The sequence below is a fragment of the Oceanobacillus sp. CFH 90083 genome (assembly GCF_009389585.1).
Taxonomy (GTDB): domain Bacteria; phylum Bacillota; class Bacilli; order Bacillales; family Amphibacillaceae; genus Oceanobacillus.
Genome location: NZ_VIYG01000004.1, coordinates 13133 through 33599 on the forward strand (window position 1 = coordinate 13133; position 20467 = coordinate 33599).

Annotated in this window: 15 protein-coding genes; all 15 read left to right on the forward strand. The window is 37.1% G+C overall.

Going from position 1 to position 20467, the window contains the following annotated elements; all coding sequences use genetic code 11:
* Nucleotides 1-385 precede the first annotated feature (385 nt).
* Entirely contained in the window at nt 386-1138 is a 753-nt protein-coding gene (locus FLK20_RS06960; protein WP_152655841.1) for an SDR family oxidoreductase, read from the forward strand.
* 350 nt (nt 1139-1488) lie between these two features.
* Nucleotides 1489-2472, forward strand: coding sequence for a LacI family DNA-binding transcriptional regulator (locus FLK20_RS06965; protein WP_152655842.1), 984 nt, complete (start codon nt 1489-1491; stop codon nt 2470-2472).
* A gap of 127 nt (nt 2473-2599) precedes the next feature.
* Nucleotides 2600-3904: an ABC transporter substrate-binding protein gene (locus tag FLK20_RS06970; protein ID WP_152655843.1), complete on the forward strand. Its 1305-nt coding sequence runs from the start codon at nt 2600-2602 to the stop codon at nt 3902-3904.
* 339 nt (nt 3905-4243) lie between these two features.
* A complete protein-coding gene (locus tag FLK20_RS06975) occupies nt 4244-5566 on the forward strand; it encodes an ABC transporter substrate-binding protein (RefSeq protein ID WP_152655844.1) in 1323 nt (440 codons plus the stop codon).
* 145 nt (nt 5567-5711) lie between these two features.
* Nucleotides 5712-6983: a carbohydrate ABC transporter permease gene (locus tag FLK20_RS06980; RefSeq protein ID WP_152656168.1), complete on the forward strand. Its 1272-nt coding sequence runs from the start codon at nt 5712-5714 to the stop codon at nt 6981-6983.
* 14 nt (nt 6984-6997) lie between these two features.
* Nucleotides 6998-7819, forward strand: a complete 822-nt coding sequence (locus FLK20_RS06985; protein WP_152655845.1) for a carbohydrate ABC transporter permease — start codon at nt 6998-7000, stop codon at nt 7817-7819.
* Nucleotides 7820-8183: 364 nt separating this feature from the next.
* The gene (locus FLK20_RS06990) at nt 8184-9065 is read left to right on the forward strand and encodes an aldose 1-epimerase family protein (RefSeq protein WP_227994882.1); all 882 of its coding nucleotides are present in this window, start codon (nt 8184-8186) and stop codon (nt 9063-9065) included.
* 535 nt (nt 9066-9600) lie between these two features.
* Complete coding sequence (locus FLK20_RS06995) at nt 9601-10431, forward strand: sugar phosphate isomerase/epimerase family protein (RefSeq protein ID WP_152655846.1); 831 nt, start codon at nt 9601-9603, stop codon at nt 10429-10431.
* A gap of 25 nt (nt 10432-10456) precedes the next feature.
* A complete protein-coding gene (locus FLK20_RS07000; RefSeq protein WP_152655847.1) occupies nt 10457-11395 on the forward strand; it encodes an aldo/keto reductase in 939 nt (312 codons plus the stop codon).
* Nucleotides 11396-11651: 256 nt separating this feature from the next.
* Nucleotides 11652-12560, forward strand: coding sequence for a helix-turn-helix domain-containing protein (locus tag FLK20_RS07005; protein ID WP_194165564.1), 909 nt, complete (start codon nt 11652-11654; stop codon nt 12558-12560).
* Between the two features lie 692 nt (nt 12561-13252).
* Complete coding sequence (gene iolG / locus FLK20_RS07010) at nt 13253-14284, forward strand: bifunctional inositol 2-dehydrogenase/D-chiro-inositol 1-dehydrogenase (protein WP_152655849.1); 1032 nt, start codon at nt 13253-13255, stop codon at nt 14282-14284.
* Between the two features lie 43 nt (nt 14285-14327).
* On the forward strand, nt 14328-15197 hold the full coding sequence (locus tag FLK20_RS07015; RefSeq protein ID WP_152655850.1) for a sugar phosphate isomerase/epimerase family protein: 870 nt from the start codon (nt 14328-14330) through the stop codon (nt 15195-15197).
* 230 nt (nt 15198-15427) lie between these two features.
* Nucleotides 15428-16810 carry a sugar porter family MFS transporter gene (locus tag FLK20_RS07020; RefSeq protein ID WP_152655851.1) on the forward strand — a complete coding sequence of 461 codons (1383 nt, stop codon included), beginning with the start codon at nt 15428-15430 and terminating at the stop codon, nt 16808-16810.
* A 785-nt stretch (nt 16811-17595) separates the two neighbouring features.
* Entirely contained in the window at nt 17596-18504 is a 909-nt protein-coding gene (locus FLK20_RS07025; protein WP_152655852.1) for an AraC family transcriptional regulator, read from the forward strand.
* 524 nt (nt 18505-19028) lie between these two features.
* Complete coding sequence (locus FLK20_RS07030; RefSeq protein ID WP_370453170.1) at nt 19029-20441, forward strand: sugar porter family MFS transporter; 1413 nt, start codon at nt 19029-19031, stop codon at nt 20439-20441.
* Nucleotides 20442-20467: the final 26 nt, after the last annotated feature.

Consider the following 20467-nt stretch of genomic DNA (forward strand, 5'->3'; position numbering starts at 1 on the left):
GCAATCGCAATTTGAACTTCTTCATTCCTTTTTATATAATAGAATCAATTGAAAATTCGGGAGATTGATAAATATTTTTGATTTCTTCTCCTATTTCCGCATGATAAAATGCCATTTTGGGATGATTTGGTTAAGTAGATTAATTATACCAAAAAACCAGTGTTCATGCGGATTTTTCATCCCTTTTTTCCTATTTCGAAAAAGCTGTTTTGTTGGCTTTTCAAGGTACTAAATATTGGTGAACGAACTCCTGTAGCTTTTTCCAGATCTCTGGGGGGAAATTCTTTTTACAGTGAACTTCCTGCAAACGGGGCGGGTTGCGTAGAGTTTTAGATAGAAAGTACGAACAGCTTGATACTAAAAATAAATGAAGGAGAATGATAGTATGCCTCATCATTTAAATGGAAAAGTAGCATTAGTTACAGGAGCTTCAAGGGGACTTGGGAAGCATATAAGTAAAACTTTGGCAGAGGCAGGGGCTATCGTTATCGTAAACTATGCTAATAATCAAGAAAATGCGCAAAATACTGTTAATTTTATTGTATCTGATGGAGGAAAAGCCGTAGCTATTCAAGGGGATGTCCGAGATGAAGCATCGGTAGAAAGGCTTATCAAACAGGCGGAAAAGGAAACAGAAGGAAGTATTGATATATTGGTTAATAATGCTGCTGGTCCTCATCCTGTATTATCAATAGAAGAGCTTGTATGGCAAGATTATTTAGACCAGCTCGACTTTTTTGTGAAAGCGCCATTATTATTAACAAAGGCTGTCCTGCCTGGAATGAAGAGAAAGATGGCTGGACGTATTATAAATATCGGAAGTGAAGTGGTTCAATTAGGTACCCCTAATCATTCAAACTATGTCATGGCTAAAGCTGCCCAACTCGGATTGACGCGTTCTTGGGCAAATGAGCTTGGGTCTTTTGGGATTAGTGTTAACATGATTAATCCAGGATTTATACCAGTCGAAAGGCACGAGGGAGAAGACATGAGTGAGTACCTGAGAGGAGTTCCTCTTGGTAGAATGGGAGTCCCGCAAGATATAGGGAATACGGTCTTATTTCTTGCGTCAGATGCAGGAGGATTTATTACAGGACAATCGTTATCTGTAAATGGAGGAAATACTTTGGGAATATAGGAGGCGGGGAGCTGTTGCACGATCAGGTAACTGATTGGGCAACAGCTTTTTGGTTAATACAAAAAACAGACGACCACTATGAGTCTGTTCTTATTACTATTAACGTATTTATCAACAGGTAACACCTCAACAACAGAAATTAAAATAAATTAGTTGTACAGGAAAATACTAGTTTCTATAAGGCTTTATAACTGATTCCTCACGGATGTAAAACGGTTACCTATTGCTTTTATCAGATTATATATTATGATGAAAATACAATGTAAAGGATTACATTCAGTTCAATTACTTTTTTGAGAGAAGATACAGCATATAAAAAAGGGATATTTACAAGTTGAGGGGGGATTATATTGCCGACAATTCAGGATGTTGCCAGACGTGCGGGAGTGTCAGTTGCTACTGTGTCACGAGTATTAAACAATCCTTCATCGGTTGCGGAATTAACACGCGAGAAAGTCAAGCAAGCGATTCGGGAATTGGATTATTCACCAAGTAGCTTAGGACGAAACTTACGGAACGCAGAAAGCAGGATGTTATTAGTATTATTGCCGAAGATATCTAACCAATTTTATTTGAAAATTGTAGAAGGGATAGAAGAAAAAGCACTTGAACACGGTTACCATATTCTGCTTTGTCAAACCCATTCTAAAATGGAAAGGGCGAAGGTATATTTTGATTTATTAAAAAATCAATTAGCAGCAGGTGCTATTACGATGGATCCAACGATTGACCATCAGATATTGATTGACATGGCAAAACGTTTTCCATTTGTACAATGCAGTGAATATATAAAAGCGGAGAATTTGTCTTATGTAACAATAGACAGCGAATTAGCAGCTTACCAGGTAACAAAATATTTATTAAAGCAGGGGCATCAGCGTATAGGACTCATAAATGTCAGCGAGTATTTTTTATATGCAAGAGACAGGAGAAAAGGGTATCTTCGGGCGTTGAAGGAATTTCATATTGAACCGGAAAAAGATTGGTTTTATTCGGCGGATACTGTGTCACTCGAATCAGGACAGCAGGCTATGCGTTCTTTGCTGAATAAAAAGAAAGGGCTTACAGCGGTGTTTGCTGTTTCAGATATGTTAGCTATTGGAGCATTGAAAGAATTAAATACCAGAAAAATTGATGTTCCCAATGAAATGGCAATAGTCGGGTTTGATAAGATTGAATTTACCAATATGACTTATCCATCTTTAACTACCGTTGCACAGCCAATGTATAAAATGGGAGAAATATCAGTGGATATGCTGATTAGAAAAATACAGGGGGAAGAAGTAGAGGATATAATCTTAGATCATGAGCTTATTTTAAGAGAGTCGACCTGATTGGAAAGTTACCTGTTGTCATAGTCATAAAAGGAGAGGAATTCATTCCATGTAACTTTTTCTTTTGGAATGGTTTGAATGTGTGCGTTTTGGTGTAATCATTTTTATGAAATGGGAGGAGTAAACTATGGAACAAATGAAAAGAGTGTTATTAGTGAGCTTCTTGATCCTGTCAGCTCTAATAATTACTGCTTGCAGTGGAAAATCAGACTCGGAAACTACAGAAAACGAAAACAATAATGATGCTTCTGAGGAGGAACAAGTAACCATTGTCTATGCGACAGGTGTAGATACAACGGGTGCTACGCAAAGTCAAATTGAAGCATTTGAACAAGCTCATCCACACATTAACGTGGAGTATCGTGAAATGCCGGCTGATACAGGTCAGCAGCATGATCAATATGTAACGATGTTCAGTTCTCAAAGTTCGGAAGTGGATGTATATAATGGAGATATTATCTGGACGGCGGAGTTTGCTCAAGCCAACTATGCTTTGGAGTTAGATCGTTTTATTGAAGCAGACAGTATAGATTTGGACAGTCACTTTGAAGGCCCGATTCAAGCGGGTAATTACAATGGCAGGCAATGGGCGTTACCGGTATATATGAATGCTTCATTTCTTTATTATCGTACGGATATAACAGACACGCCACCTGCGACTTGGGACGAATTGATTAAGCAAGCTGAAAAGATGCAAGGAGAAGAAGGAACAGAATTTGGGTATTTACTGCAAGGCTCTCAGTACGAAGGAATGGTAACCAATTTTATTGAAATTATCGCTTCTTATGGGGGAAGTGTTATTGATGAAGATAATAATGTAGTAATTAATAGCCCTGAAACCATTAAGGGATTAGAAAAATTTGCTGAAATTGTACAATCTGATTTTGTACCGGGTAACATCTTGAATTTCCAAGAAATTGAAACAGAAAATGCATGGATTGCAGGAGATTCTGTATTTGCCCGCAATTGGACATATATGCAGTCCTCATCCAATGACGAGGAACGCTCAGAAGTTGCAGGCAATGTAGAAATTGCACCTATTCCTGCAGGTGATGAGGGAAGCAGCTCTGCCTTAGGCGGTTGGATGGCGATGATTAACCGCTATTCTGAACACCCGGAAGAGTCATGGGAATTAGTGAAATTTTTAGCTGGTGAAGAAGGTCAAAAAATTGGAGCAATACAAGGTGCACGTGCCCCTACGATAGAATCATTATATGATGATTCAGAGGTGCAAAGTGCTGGTCCGTTATTCTCCAATCCAAGTTTTGTAGAGGGCTTGAGTGTAGCTGTTCCTCGTCCGGTATCACCTATTTATCCAGAGATTTCTGAAATTATTCAAATTGAGGTTTCCCGAGTGTTAACTGGAGAACAAACAGCTGAACAAGCGGTAGAAAATATGGAATCACAATTGAAAGAAGCTCTGGCAGATTAATAAAAAAAGTCAGGTGGACAGTAGCTTGTTCATCTGGCTTTTTTATATGTATCATAATTATTACTTCTAGAAGACATACAAATGAATTACATAAAAGAGTAAAATTTTTCATTCTATAATTGGCATGTTGGATATATGGTTTTGAACAAACTAATATGATAAAATGCCGCGTAAAGATACTGAAATAATTGGATTGAATTATTTAGTTGAGAAAATACAGTGGACATAAAGGCAGACTGAAAAATTCAGAAAAATAATTGACTGAATAAAACTATCTGCTATAATAATTGTAATCGATTTCAAAGAGAGGATCGACCAACAAATAGAGGAGGGTTTGTTATGTCACAGCTAAAGAAATTAGTGTTGTTTGGAGTATTCTTTTTATTAGTTACTTTTATGGTTGCGTGTGGTGGAGATGATGGAGCGGAGACAGATGATTCAGGCACAGAAAGCAGTGGAGGAAATGAAAACGCTTCCGAAGAACAGGAGCAAGTAACTATTGTTTATGCCACAGGTGTTGATACTACCGGCAAAGTAGAAGCGCAAATTGCAGAATTTGAGGAGTTAAATCCACATATTAAAGTGGATTATCGTGAGATGCCTTCAGATACGGGGCAGCAGCATGATCAATATGTAACTATGTTTAGCTCGCAAAGCTCCGAGATCGACGTTTTTAACGGTGACAGCATTTGGCCGGCTGAATTTGCTCAAGCCAACTATGCATTAGAATTAGATCGTTTTATTGAAGCGGATGGTATAGATTTAGATGCGCACTTTGATGGACCGATTCAAGCAGGTAATTTTAATGGCAGACAATGGGCACTTCCATTGTTTATCGACGCTTCATTCCTTTATTATCGTACTGATATAACAGAGGAACCGCCAACTACTTGGGATGAATTAATTGAACAAGCTGGAGAATTGCAAGGTGAAGAAGGTACGGAGTTTGGTTATCTATTACAAGCCTCTCAATATGAAGGTTTGGTGACAAACTTTGTTGAAATCATTGCTTCTTATGGTGGTGAAGTTATTAATGAAAATAACGAAGTAGTAGTAAACAGCCCGGAAACGATTAAAGGTTTAGAGAAACTAGCAGAAATTGTACAATCTGATTTTGTACCAGGTAACATCTTGAATTTCCAAGAAATTGAAACAGAAAATGCATGGATTGCAGGAAATTCTGTATTTGCACGTAACTGGCCATATATGCAATCTTCTTCCAGTGATGAAGAGCGTTCTGAAGTTGTAGACAACGTACAAATTGCTCCATTACCTGCTGGTGATGAGGGAAGTGCTTCCGCATTAGGCGGCTGGATGGCAATGATTAATCGTTATACAGAGCATCCGGAAGAGTCTTGGGAATTAGTAAAATATTTAGCTGGTGAACAAGGGCAAAAGACAGGAGCAATTGTGGGGAATCATGCTCCAACTATCGAAGCACTTTATGATGATCCAGAAGTGCAGGAAGCGGCACCTTTATTCCAAAATCCAGAATTTGTTGAGGGACTGAGCGCAGCTGTTCCTCGTCCAGTATCACCGATCTACCCTGAAATTTCCGATATTATTCAGATTCAGGTTTCACAGGTGCTGACTGGTGATCAAACAGCTGAGCAAGCTGCAGAAAATATGCAGACACAGATCGAAAATGCTATGGAAGATTAAAGGATTTCTAAAGAGATGGGCAAGATGGGACGCTTTGAATTTCATCTTGCTCTTTCTATTAAGTACGTCTAAATGTACTTAGCAGAAAGGGAGGGAAAGAAATGTGAAGAAATTTCATTTCAGTGAAAAACAACTGGGTTATCTGATGATACTTCCATCTATCATACTTGTAGTATTAGTAACATTATGGCCTGTTGCCCAGTCATTTTATAATAGTTTATTTGATTATCGCTTAAATGATCCAACGAGATCGGAGCGGATGCTAAGTGCTAATATGGATTTGGAACGTTATGTGGATAATTACTTTTATATTGACGGTCAGCTGGACAATCTGGAAGGCAGTGCCGTTGGTGATGACATAGCGACGATTAAGCAGGCAAGAGAAACAATTGAAGGCTTCCATAGTGAGTTGGCATCAGATAGTGAAATCAATGCTAAAATGGAGCAGATTGATGAAATGCTGATGAATTTCGAGCCGGTTTCTGATACTGATTTAAAATATTCAAAGCTGGACAATGACTTTGCGGAAGATTATCGCGCAGCTTTGATTTCTATCTCAGAAGACTTACAAGAGATGGCTGCCACCACAGACAATGATGAGCTGGCACAAAATTATGAACAGGCAAGTTCATTACTGGAAGCTACAAGTACGAATATATTAGAATCTAACTTTATTGGTTTCTCTAACTATGTGAAATATTTTAAAGACAGTCGTATGTGGCAGTCTCTAGCTAATACGATGATATTTACCATTGCTTCCGTTGCTGTTGAGCTTGTATTAGGTTTAGCTATTGCCTTATTAATCAATCGTGCCTTCAGCGGGCGTGGTATTGTCCGTGCCTCGGTGTTAATTCCATGGGCTATCCCGACGGCTGTAGCTGCTATGATGTGGGGCTTCTTATATGACGGTCAAACAGGGATTGTGGCGCATTACTTTAATGAATGGAACCTGATACCTGATTCATCTTGGCTGTTGTCTACATCAACTGGTGGAATGTTCTCGATTATTTTTGCCGATGTGTGGAAAACGACACCTTACATGGCATTATTACTATTAGCTGGACTCCAGACCATACCAAATTCCTTATACGAAGCAAGTGATGTAGATGGTGCCAACAAATTTCAGCAGTTCTTTAAGATTACACTGCCATTGTTGAAATCTGCTATTTTAGTTGCATTATTATTTAGGACACTAGATGCCTTCCGGGTGTTCGACCTTATCTATGTACTAACTGGCGGTGGACCGGCGAATGCTACTGAATCTATTTCGATATACGCATACATAACCTTGTTCTCACAACAGAACTTTGGAGAAGGTTCTGTATTATCGGTTATTGTATTCTTAAGTGTAGCATTGATTAGCTTTATCTATGTACGCTTGATTGGTTCAGATCTATTCGCAGGACGTACGAAATAGGAAGGAGAAATAATATGAATAAACGTGCAGGTATTGGTTTCTATATATTTCTGGTTATCTTTGTATTTTTGGTAATGTTTCCGTTTATTTGGGTGTTCTTAACATCGATTAAGCCTGTAGGAGAAATATTTACATCATTTAGATGGTTTACGACCAACCCTACACTGGACTCTTATGATGCTGCGTTAACGAATCGCCCGCTGATGCGATATATGTTAAATAGCTTTGTTGTTTCATCCGTAACAACCGTTTTGTCGGTAGGCTGTGCTGCTTTTGCGGCTTATGCGGTAACCAGATTGCCGATTAAAGGGAAAGGTTTATTCCTTGGAGTTGTTTTAGCTGCTTCTATGTTTCCGCAAGTTGCAGTTATTTCGCCAATCTTTAACATTGTAACAGAGTTAGGATTACGTAATAGTTATACAGGATTAGTCATCCCTTATATGACAATCAGCTTACCATTATCAATCTGGATTCTATCAACTTTTTTTCAAAAAATACCATTCGAATTGGAGGAATCTGCAAAGCTTGATGGAGCCAGCCCATTTCAAACATTCCGCAAGATTATCTTACCACTGGCGACACCTGGTATTTTTACAACTGCAATTCTTGTATTCATTGCGGCATGGAATGAATATTTATTTGCCTTAACAATTAATAGTGATGATGAATGGAGAACAGTGCCAGTAGGGATTTCTATGTACCAGAGTGAATACTCTGTCCCGTGGGGGGATATCAGTGCTGCAACAGTTATTGTAACCATTCCAATTGTTGTTTTAGTGTTAATTTTCCAAAGACGAATTGTTTCCGGTTTAACATCGGGGTCTGTAAAAGAGTAGAAGAAAACATAATTAGAGCGGATAACTGGAGAGTTATCCGCTCTAATTATACGGTAGAAATGATGATGTTTTCCATTTGCAATTCCCCACAGCCGATAATGGCTATTTTCAGTTTTGTTCCAAATAATGGCTTTAAAATTAAAACGATTACATTTATGTTGGTTTAAATTTCATTGTCAATATGGAATTATTTAATTATGCTTTTGAGTCTATTAACAGAAAAAGTACCTTTCAATTCCAATAATCTCTCCAGCTATAATAACCATATTAAAAACCGTACTAGACAGTATATCTCCTACACATTAAGATGAAGTATAGAATAACTTCTCTACCTAACCCTTAATCTCAGAAAGGATGAACCAAAGTGAAACAGACAATGGAAAATGATTGGTTAAAAGTTGAAATAGAAAGTAAAGGTGCAGAAATACGTGCGGTAAAGAATAAGAAAAATAAAATAGATTATATGTGGACCGGAGACAGCACCTATTGGGGACGTGTTTCACCGGTGCTGTTTCCAATTGTCGGCCGTTTGAAAGGAGACAATTATCAGCTGGAAGGAAAAACCTATGAAATGTCCCAGCATGGCTTCTTAAGAGATGTTGAATTCGAACTAAGCTCCCATTCAGCAGAGCATGCTTCATTTGAAATAATCTCGGATGGACGTTTTAAAGATGTCTATCCATATGAATTTAAAGCAACCATAACCTATTCCCTAAATCAAAATACGCTTTCGGTTGATTGGAAAATAGAAAATAAGAATAGCGGGGAAATGTACTTTTCAATCGGAGCACACCCTGCTTTTCGAGTCCCGCTGTTTGAAAATGAAGGGTTAGAAGATTACCAATTGATATTTACACCTGCTCCGGACAAGGAAGTCATGGAATATGGTTTAGAAAATGCACTGATACATGAGAATGGAGTTCGTAAAAATCTTCCTGATATAACATTGCAATCAGATCTATTTGCAAAGGATGCGATGATTTATAGCCATATCAACGCATTAGAGCTTGTCTCTGCAAAATCAAATCATGGTGTAGAGGTCGTATTTACAGACTTTCCTTTTGTTGGAATTTGGTCTAAATACAATGAAGAAAATCATGCGATGGCGCCATTTGTTTGTATCGAGCCTTGGTATGGTGTAGCAGATATGCATGATACAACAGGAGATTTAAAAGAGAAGTTTGGTATTAATCGACTAGGAACGGATGAAGTATTTCAGAAGGGGTATACGATGACGTTTAAATAATTATTTCAATTAGCCTGATGAGAGCGTATGAACTGGAACCTGTTTAAGTTTATACGCTTTTTTTTTGCTGATCAGGAAAGTATAAAATTGTTTCATGTGGATAGCTATTTATAGAATAACAGGCGCATCCAGCTCCAAGTGCCAAGCTTTAGAGCTAACACGAGCCGCTCTGCGATAAGAAAGATTTAGCGATTCAGGCGTTGCGACATGATGTCGCGTTCTTAGCCTGTAAGGGGAGGGCTTTACGCTTTTGGTTCCTGATTGATTATTATGCTAATAAATAAAAGAAATGTTGGCACTATAATACAAAAATAAGGCGTCAAATTATAAATATTTATCCTATTTCTTGATTTAAACTGAAAAATATACCAATAAGTTAATAGTAAGATGATAGTGACATAGTGGCTTCATATCATTATTCGTAAGTTTGTGAATATGTTTTGAAAGGAATGCAAGCGCTTTAATGAAAGGTATATAACAAATACAAAGCAAACATGTGATATTAAGCCTATTATCTACAAGGAGGACGAAGAAAATGAAGCTTTGCTATAATCAAGCAACAACATTAGAGAATTCAAACCTTGTAAAAGATCTCGAATATTGTGAGAAGCATGGCTACGATTATATTGAAATACGTACGATGGATAAATTGCCTGAATACTTACGGGATCATTCTATGGAAGAATTACAAGATTATTTCCAGACCCATCATATTAAGCCAATCGCTTTAAATGCGTTGGTATATTTCAATAATCGTGAAGATGAGGAACAAGTCCTTGAAGAATTTAAAACAATGGTGGGGAATGCAAGTAAGTTAGGTGCTGTTTATGTTGTCGTGGTTCCATTAGTAACTGATCAGACACTTCTTAAGAGGGATATTAAAGCGAGTGCAGTAAAAATGCTGCATCAATTCGCTGAAATAGCAGAGGCACAGCAGATAAAAGTAGCATTGGAATTTGTCGGCCATCCGGAGTGTACGATTAATACCTTTGAACAAGCTTATAATATTATTGAAACTGTAGATAGAGAAAGTGTCGGTTTAGTTTTTGACTGTTTTCACTTCCATGCGATGAATTCAGATGTTGAATTTTTGAAGAAGGCAGATGGCAAGAAAATCTTTATTCTGCATATTGATGATACAGATGATTATCCAGCTGGCGCACTTCGGGACGAACATCGTGTCTGGCCGGGGGAAGGTATCCTTGATTTGGAGAAATTATTACAGACCGTAAAGGATATTGGCTACAAAGAAGATATTGTGTCTGTTGAACTGTTCCGTCCAGAATACTATAAGCTGCCTGCAGAGGAAGTGATTCGAACGGCAAAGGAAACGACACTGCAATCTATCGCAAATGTAATTAAATAAATAGATTATGGGAGGCGTAGACTAGATGGAGCGTAAAGTACAAATTGCCAAAACAGATTTAATAGTTAACCCAATTGGATTAGGTACAAATGCGGTTGGCGGTCATAACCTATACCCGAATCTTAACGAACAACAGGGAATGGATATGGTTCGTGATGCGATAAATCATGGCGTAGATTTTCTGGATACGGCTTTTATTTATGGACCACGCTATTCAGAAGAACTGGTTGGGAAAGTAGTAAAAGAGATGGGAAAACGCCAGGAGATTGTAATTGCGACAAAGGCTGCCCATAAGTTTGTAGATGGAGAGATGCAGTTTGATAATTCTCCGGCATTTTTAAAGCAAGCTGTTGATGATGCATTAAAACGCTTGCAAACCGATTATATTGATTTATTCTATATCCACTTTCCAGATGAAGATACGCCAAAAGATGAAGCTGTTGGTGCATTAAAAGAATTGAAGGATGCTGGGAAAATCCGTTCTATCGGTGTTTCGAATTTTTCTCCGGATCAATTAAAAGAGGCGAATAAAGACGGATATGTTGATGTTTTACAAGGCCTATATAATTTGGTGCAACGAGATGCAGAGCAAACATTTTTTAATTATACAAAAGAAAATAATATCTCCTTTATCCCGTTTTTCCCTCTTGCTTCCGGATTGCTGGCTGGTAAGTACGATGAAAATACTACTTTTCCAGAAGGGGATTTACGCAATGGTCATGACCATTTTCAAGGAGAGGCATTCCGTAAAAACCTTGCAAAAGTAGAAAAGCTGCGAGAAATTGCGGTGGCTAAACAGGTGGAAATTCCTCATTTAGTATTGGCCTGGTATTTGGCAAATGATGCAATAGATGTTGTTATCCCTGGAGCAAAGAATGGCTCTCAAGTGCAAAATAATTTACAAACGTTAGATGTTGCAATTTCAGATGAGGAATATAAAGCGATTAGCGATATTTTTGCTTAGTTATAGTATTGTTTGATGAAATGGAGGGCTGTTACAGAAAGTCCACTGCTTTGAGATGGGAGTTGTCAATTAATGATTAGGTGACAGCCTTTATTTGTCTGTGAGAAAGAGCTGATTTTTATTTGTTATGAAAATGAACAGGAAAACTCCTGAATATGCTTAACAACTCTTTAGTTCGGCTGCTGTTGAGAAGTTTCTTTCCTTTTTATAATGTTCCCTGGAACTTTTTAACAGAATGGAAAGGTTGTACAGAAGGATGACAAACCTATTTGAAGGAAAAAAAGATTTAAATAAATATGTTACTTCTATTTCATTGTATGGAGCAGCGTTTCGCATCTATTATTGGGGTGGGTGGAAGCGTCATTTTGGTACAAAAGAGCATGTACACAGCTTTTTTGAGGTATCTTATGTTCTTGGAGGGACTGGGGAATACCAAGAGAGCAATGTGAGTTATCCGCTGGTACCACATTCCGTTATTTTAACGAGGCCTGATTATGAGCATAAAATTTCCAGTACAAAAGGAATGTATTATTTGTATTTTGCATTTGAGTTAAAAGAAAATGAATCAGCTAATGAATGGAAATATTACATTCAAGACTTGGAACGAAAAGCACAGCCTGTCCTTCAATCTCAAAAAGAAACGGTACAGTCTTATTTATGGAAAGCACTCTATCAGTCTGCGATAGAAGTGGAGCATAGATGGAAGGAAGAAACGCTAAAACAGCTTGCTTCTAATTTACTTCCGGCTATACTCGATACCTTTTACCCATTACCTAAACAAGAATCTGGTTTAAAAGATGATGCTTTTGATGAGCGTAAAATATTAATCTATCGTGTAAATTTATATATAAAAGATAATTTGCATAAGAATCTTAAAATATCAGAAGTTGCAGATGATTTCTATGTTTCTAAGCGCCACCTTTCCCGTCTGATTAGAGAGGAAACCGGAAAGACATTTACAGAAGTTTTACAGGAAGAACGTCTTGATTTAGCTACGGAATATTTGCGGGGAACAAATATGTCGATTAAGGATATTGCAACAGAATGCGGCTTTTCCAGCCTGCATTATTTTACGAAAGTATTTACACGCATTATACGGACTCCTCCGGCTAAATATAGAAAAATATATCAGGATACGGTAGAATCAGAGTTTAAAGAGACCTAAATCGTTTCATTGTGAAGCCTTTATTTTGCAGTACATATGATAGTAATGCAAAATAGAGGCTTTATTGCAGTTCCATAGCAGAAATCACAGAACTAAGCAAGGAAGGCTTACCAAAAAGTAATGAGGTAATCCTGTTCTGAAAAAATGAATATTTAAGTAAAAACGTTTTTCCAGTTGTATTGGAAAGGCGTTTTTTTATACCGTTTAATCTCCCCTTTGTGAAATGTATATTTGTTTAACTAGCCCACCAGCCTGATGTGATAAATAATCATCAACGTTTTTCCTCCTTCTATAATATAGGAAGTATTGTCTTCGGTGTCCTGAAAATGCAAAAATATGGCTGAATTATACAAATACAATAACAATATCTTTCTCTATAATATACAAATATAAATGATTACTTTTTGGTTATATTTTGATTATATTTTTTTGGTGGTTGTTGATATTAAATAAGGTGCGATATACCTTAAGTAAAAGAAACAGACTACTGACTAATCTAAGATTATCTCCTTTTATATCTTTTAAAATGGAAGGGTATTCATTCTGTTTGCAGGTACGGATATATCGAATTTTTTAACAGAAAAAGAAAACGCATTCAATGTATTGTTTTATCCTTATAAAAAGATGGCTAGCTGGAGTGCCTAAGAAGTAATCGGTATGTAATCTTCATGAATGGAAGGGCAGGAAGCGTTATGGTTTTAAGAATAGGTGTTATAGGAACAGGAGCAATTGGACAGGATCATATTCATCGAATTACGTATTCTTTAACAGGTGGAGAAATTGTTGCTGTAACCGATGTGAATAGTGAGCAGGCACATGCAGTTGTAGAACGCGAAAGTCTTCGTGCAAAAGTGTACGATAATGGTCATGAGTTAATTCAGGCAGACGGAGTAGATGCAGTCATTGTTACATCCTGGGGACCGACCCATGAAGAATTTGTACTTGCTTCCATTGCGGCCGGGAAACCAGTGTTTTGCGAAAAGCCGCTTGCTACAACGGCTGAAGGATGTAAGAAAATTGTTGAAGCGGAAATAGAGCATGGAAAGCAGCTGGTACAGGTAGGCTTTATGAGGCGATATGATAAAGGATATCGTGCATTGAAGCAGGCTGTCGATCAGGATAAGATTGGTGAACCATTGATGCTGCATTGTGCACATAGAGCACCTGCTGTTACGAATTTTAATGGTGATATGGCTATTACAGATTCCTTTGTACATGAAATCGATGTTCTGAGATGGTTAATTCAGGACGATTATGTGTCTACTCAAGTGATTCAACCGAGAAGGACACATCTTGCAGAAGAGGGGCTTCAAGATCCAATTATTATTTTATTAGAAACAAAAAAGGGAATTCGAATTGATACAGAGATTTTTGTTAATTGTCAGTATGGGTATGATATCCAATGTCAGGTGGTCGGTGAGACAGGTATCGCTAATTTACCAGAGCCGTCCAGCGTTCAAATGCGCAGTGAAGCAAAACTTTCTACGGATATTTTAGTAGATTGGAAACAGCGTTTTGTGGAAGCGTATGATATCGAATTACAGGAGTGGATTAATTCTACAGTTAAAGGTGAAGTACATGGTCCATCAGCATGGGATGGTTATGTTGTAGCAGTGACAACAGATGCAAGTATTGAAGCAAAGCAGACAGGACAGATTGTGCCAATAGAAATGCCTGAGCAGCCGGATTTTTATAAAGGAGCTAGTGCCAAACATACTGTGTAAGAATGATGAAATAAAACTATATTTTTAAAAGGAGATGAATAGCATGCGTTTAGCATATGATCCATCACATTATCGTGATAATACTAATTTAAGAGATACGATTGAGAATGTTGCCAGATTAGGTTACGAGTATGTGGAGCTTTCTCCGCGGGAAGATTTTATCTGGTTCAATCAATACCCGAAAGTAGATAAGCAGTTAATCAAAGATTTAAAAAGGTATTGCTCTGATGCTGGAGTGAAGATTTCATCGGTACTTCCGGTTCAACAATGGTCTTCTCCCATTGAGGAGGTTCGTGAAGCTGCTGTTCGAAATTGGAAACGCTGTATTGAAATCACTTCTGAGCTGGGCGTTGATTTAATGAACACTGAATTTGCCGGCGATAAAACACGCCCGACGGAAAGTGAAGCTGCATTCGTAAAATCAATGGATGAGCTGATGCCGATTTTTGAAAAAGAAGGAATCAAATTAAATATTCAGTCACATCCGCATGATTTTATTGAATTAAATACAGAAGCCATCCAGATGATTCGTGCATTGGATAAAGAGTGGATTAAGCTCGTATATTCCGTACCACATGCTTTCTTCTATGATGATGGTATTGGGGATGTAGAAAAACATCTGGAGGAAGCCGGTGACTTGCTTGACCATGTACTGATTGCAGATACGCTTAATCATAAAGCAGCATTTGGCTTACGTTATATTATCAATCCGCCAGGTGCCAATGTAACGATTCATCAGCATTTAAATCCCGGTGAAGGAGAAATTAATTTTGATGCACTGTATAAGAAATTAAGAGAGATGAAGTTTGATGGGATTGTAACCAATGCAGTGTTTGCATATCCAGATCGTCCGGAATGGTCCAATGAAATAACGTTGAAGTCGATTAAAGAAGGATTGAATATAGATTCATGAGCAGTATATAGCAATAAAATAGCAGTATTTAGAGTTTAAATGTTTGTGATATCAAGCATACCTAATCGTTTGTATGCTTGATATCGTCTTCATTAAAACAAAAGCAATAACTATAAAGGGGAAGTTTGAAATATTCACCTTAAACATCCATGTTATAAGCGTTTTAATTGTTGAAAGCGCTTTATTAAGGGTGCGTTTAAAAGGGGCAGTTTTCTAGGGAGGAAAATATAGTGAATACAGAGCAAAACTCATTTTTAATGAAAGTTATTATGATATCCACATTAGGTGGGCTTCTTTTCGGATACGATACAGGTGTTGTAAACGGTGCACTGCCTTTCATGGCTGAATCACTAGATTTAAATGCATTTACACAAGGTCTGGTGGCAAGTTCCCTGCTTCTTGGGGCAGCAGTAGGGGCTGTGACTGGTGGACGGTTAGCAGATTATTTAGGTCGTCGTAAAAATATTATCTATTTGGCTATTCTATTCTTTTTTGCCACGCTTGGATGTACACTGGCTCCAAACCTAACGATTATGGTTATTTCCCGTTTTGCATTGGGACTTGCTGTAGGAGGAGCCTCGGTAGCAGTCCCTGGGTACTTAGCAGAGATGTCACCTGCTAACAGAAGGGGAAAATTAGTAACCATCAATGAATTAATGATTGTATCAGGGCAGCTTTTAGCTTTTATTGTGAATGCTGTACTGGGTAATATGGCAGATGTTATTCCGGAAGTATGGCGCTATATGCTGGTTATTGCAGCTATCCCGGCAGTACTATTATTCTTTGGGATGATGAAAATGCCAGAAAGTCCGCGGTGGCTTGTATCAAAGAATAGAACAGATGAAGCGCTGGAGGTACTTCGCAGAGTTCGCAGTGAGAAAGAAGCGCAACAGGAGCTAAATGAAATTAAAGCATCCTTCGCTAAAGAAAAAGAGCAAGAAAAAACAACTTTTAAGAATATGTTGCAAATAAAATGGGTGCGCCGGATCCTATTTCTAGGTATTGGAATTTCACTTGTGCAGCAAGGTACCGGTGTAAACTCGATTATGTATTACGGGACACAAATTCTCCGGGATGCAGGATTTGCGACACAGGCAGCTTTAGTAGCTAATATTGCCAATGGCGTTATTTCGGTATTAGCAACTTTTGTCGGAATTTGGCTTCTTGGAAAAATAGGGCGTCGACCAATGCTTATAGCAGGACAAATAGGAACCACCAGTGCATTGCTTCTTATTGCTATTTTCGGGAATACGCTTGCTGATTCTTCAGCTCTTCCATACGTAGTGCTGACATTGACGGTGACATTCCTTGCCTTCCAGCAGGGGGCTATTTCACCAGTAACATGGCTGATGCTTTCAGAAGTATTCCCAACCCGGTTCCGGGGTATAGGGATGGGAACAGCGGTATTCTTTATGTGGATTTTTAATTTCTTAATTAGCTTAGGGTTCCCTGTATTGCTGGATAAAACAGGTTTATCTTTCACATTCCTAGTATTTGTTGCTTTGGGAATTTTATTGATTACTTTTGCAGCGAGATATTTGCCGGAAACCAAAGGATTGACATTAGAACAGCTGGAACAGCGCTTCCGGAAGTATGATAAGCAAAATGCTTAAGGTAATCTGTTAAGGTCATGGAGAAATATAGTCAAGTATTTCCCTATATTGAAATACTTGACTATATTTTTAGATGACTCAGGTACCCAACAAATACAGCTTTGTATTTTTAATGCTTTTTTCATTGTTTTTGGATTTAGTTTATCTTCAAATATTTCCTACACGCACTGAATGAAATGCTGGAAGCTCAGATCAATGTTTAAAGTAATAGAAAAACGTATGAACTTGAAAGGATATTCAAGTTTATACGTTTTTCTATTGAAATGAATTTATAATACTGTGTGTAATTTATTTTATAGTTTTGGCTCTGTAATACCAGAAGGAGGCATCAAATTATAAATATTTATCACATCTCTTTATACACTGAAAAACATAGTAATGAATTTCACGGTTGAGATATACTAACGGCATAACATCACTAGTCAACATAATTATCTTGTAAAAGATAGATATAATATTTAAAATGTAAACGCTTTAAAATCATAACTAACTAATAGGATTTCAAAAATAAATATTGATACAATTAAGCTTTTACACCTGAGGATACGAATCCGATGAAGATACGGGATATTACAAGATAACGACCTATATTGCAGTACAGCATATATAAAGTGAAACTTTTGCGATTACCAATCCTATCATAACGAGTTGGTAGATTAGCTAATCGGGCCGTTACTGGCTGTCTGCTGTTAAAAAGTTTTCAGGGTTATTGAATGAGCATATACTATAGACTATAGGGTTGGTATTTGCTCTCTTGTTTGTAATGGAAAGGTTGTTTAAAAACAATGAAAAATCTATTTGAAGGGAAAAAGGATTTAAATAAATATGTAACCTCTGTCTCATTATATGGAGCAGAATTTCGAATTTATTATTGGGGTGGATGGGAACGCTATTTTGGTACGAAAGAACATGTACACAGTTTTTTCGAGATGACTTATGTGTTAAATGGAACAGGAGAATACCACGAAGGAAATGTTTGTTATCCATTAGCTCCACATTCCCTCATATTATCACGGCCTAATTATGAACATCAGCTTTTTAGCGAACATGGGATGAAGACTTTATATTTTGCATTTGATCTAAAGGAAAGTGAGTCAGATGATGAATGGAGGCATTACATACAATGCTTAAAGCAAAAATTAAATCCGGTATTCCCTTCTCCAAAAGAAAACATTTATTCTAACCTGTGGAAAGCTCTCTACCAGTCTGCAATAGAAATGGAACATACGAAGAAAGCAAAGATGCTTAAGCAGCTTGCTCCTCAGCTGCTTATTGCCACATTTGATTGTTTTTACCCATTGCCAAAACAAGAGTCTCTTATAACAGATCAGTCGCTTGATGAGCATAAAGAGTTGATTTATAGGGTTAATTTGTATATAAAGGATAATCTTCATAAAAATATAAAAATATCAGATATTGCGGATGATCTATATGTTTCTAAACGTCATTTATCGCGTCTTATGAGAGAAGAAACTGGAAAGACTTTTACGGAAGTTTTACAAGATGAGCGTCTTAGTTTAGCTACAGAATATTTACGAACAACAGATAAATCGGTTAAGAATATTGCTATAGAGTGTGGTTTTTTAGATGTATCTTATTTTACGAAATTATTTACACGCACGATGCGTTATCCGCCAACGAAATATAGGAAGATGTATCAGGATACAATGGAGTCGGAGTTTAAAGATCGTTAGCAGCAATAAATGAAATTTTATTTAATGACGTCGTTATTTTTATTGTATATCCATATATACAAAGCAAATTAGATTTTATACTATATACCTTTAATAAAGATAAGATAGATACTTGGAGGCTATCTTATCTTTATTTTTTTATTTTAGAGCTAAAAATATGGAAATACACGTCATATCAAACAGCAATAAAATAAATAAGTCAATATTTAATTAGGAAATTTTAGTGTGTCTATGTCTCTCAGTTACAAGGGTTTGGCTGAATAATACAAATACATTTATTAATCACTTCTCTATAATTACAAATGTAAATGGTTACTTTATGGATATGTTTTGGTTAAATGCCTGGGTGTTAGTACTAATATCTTTATTTTCTTTTTATAGAAAGGAAGAAGTGCACTCTTCCTATAGTTTTTTATCTTAAAAAGAAAGCGTTTTAATTTGAGAAAGCCGTGATTTTTTTGATTTTCTGAAGCAGTGTGCGAAAGCTGCTTTTAAAAATGAATATGAAATGGAGTCGATGTAATTTGAGTAAATCAAAGAATCCTAAACTATTTCTTGGATTAGTAATATCACTAGCTACACTAGGCGGTCTATTATTTGGTTATGATACTGGAGTCATCAATGGAGCACTTCCATTTATGTCAGCTGAGAATCAATTAAACTTAAACGCTGTCACAGAAGGTATAGTAACAAGTGCATTATTAATTGGAGCTGCGTTTGGTGCTATCTCTGGAGGGAGAATATCAGATGCAATCGGAAGACGTAAGAGTATTATTATCTTGGCTATTGTTTTCTTAGTAGCAACGGCAGGAGTTTCGCTTGCTCCAAATATTATCACAATGGTTATATTTCGGTTTGCACTGGGGTGTGCTGTCGGTGGAGCTTCTGTAATTGTTCCAACATATTTGGCAGAAATGGCACCGGCAGAAAGTCGTGGACGAGTGGTGACATGGAACGAATTAATGATTGTTTCAGGTCAATTAATGGCATTTGTTATGAATGCTATCTTAGGTAACATTAGTGAAAATGAAGCTATTTGGAGATACATGCTGGCTATTGCAGGTATCCCGGCTATCTTTTTATTAATAGGGATGTTATTCGCACCAGAAAGTCCTCGCTGGTTACTGGATAAGAACAGGAATAAAGAGGCTTCAACTATTCTTGAGAAAATTAGATCAAAACAAGAAGCAGATGCTGAATTTAAACAAATTGAACAATTTAAGAAAGAAGAGATGAAGGTTCAAAGAGCTAGTTTTAAAGATTTAAAGATTCCCTGGGTACGTCATATCTTAATGATTGGTATTGCGGTTGCAGTTCTTTCTCAGGCAACTGGCGTTAACTCTGTCATGTATTATGGGACAGAAATCTTGAGAAATGCTGGATTTGAGACAAATGCGGCTTTAATTGGAAATATTGCAAATGGAGTAATATCTGTTTTGGCAACATTCCTCGGATTATGGTTGTTAGATAAAGTAGGCAGACGTCCAATGATGATTATCGGGTTAATTGGAACAACTACAGTACATTTTTTAATTGTTATTCTAACGAATGTATTTGCAGGTGCTGACTTCCTTCCATTTATTATGATCGGTTTAATGGTTCTATTCCTGGCATTTATGCAAGGAGGAATCGCTCCGGTATTATGGGTAACATTATCCGAGATTTTCCCTTTAAGACTTCGGGGGCTAACAATGGGAATTAGTGTATTTTGTTTATGGATGACAAATTTCTTTATTGGTTTTCTATTCCCAATCGCAATATCTGCTATTGGTTTATCAGGTACCTTTTTGGTCTTTGCAGTCATTGGTGTATTTTCCATCTGGTTTATGAACAAATATCTGCCGGAAACAAAAGGGTATACACTGGAGCAAATTGAGGCATATTTCCAAGAGCTTAAATCAAATGAAAGTGTTAAGTCGGCTAGTGATGTGAAATAAAGAGGTTTTTTAAAATAAAAATTTTA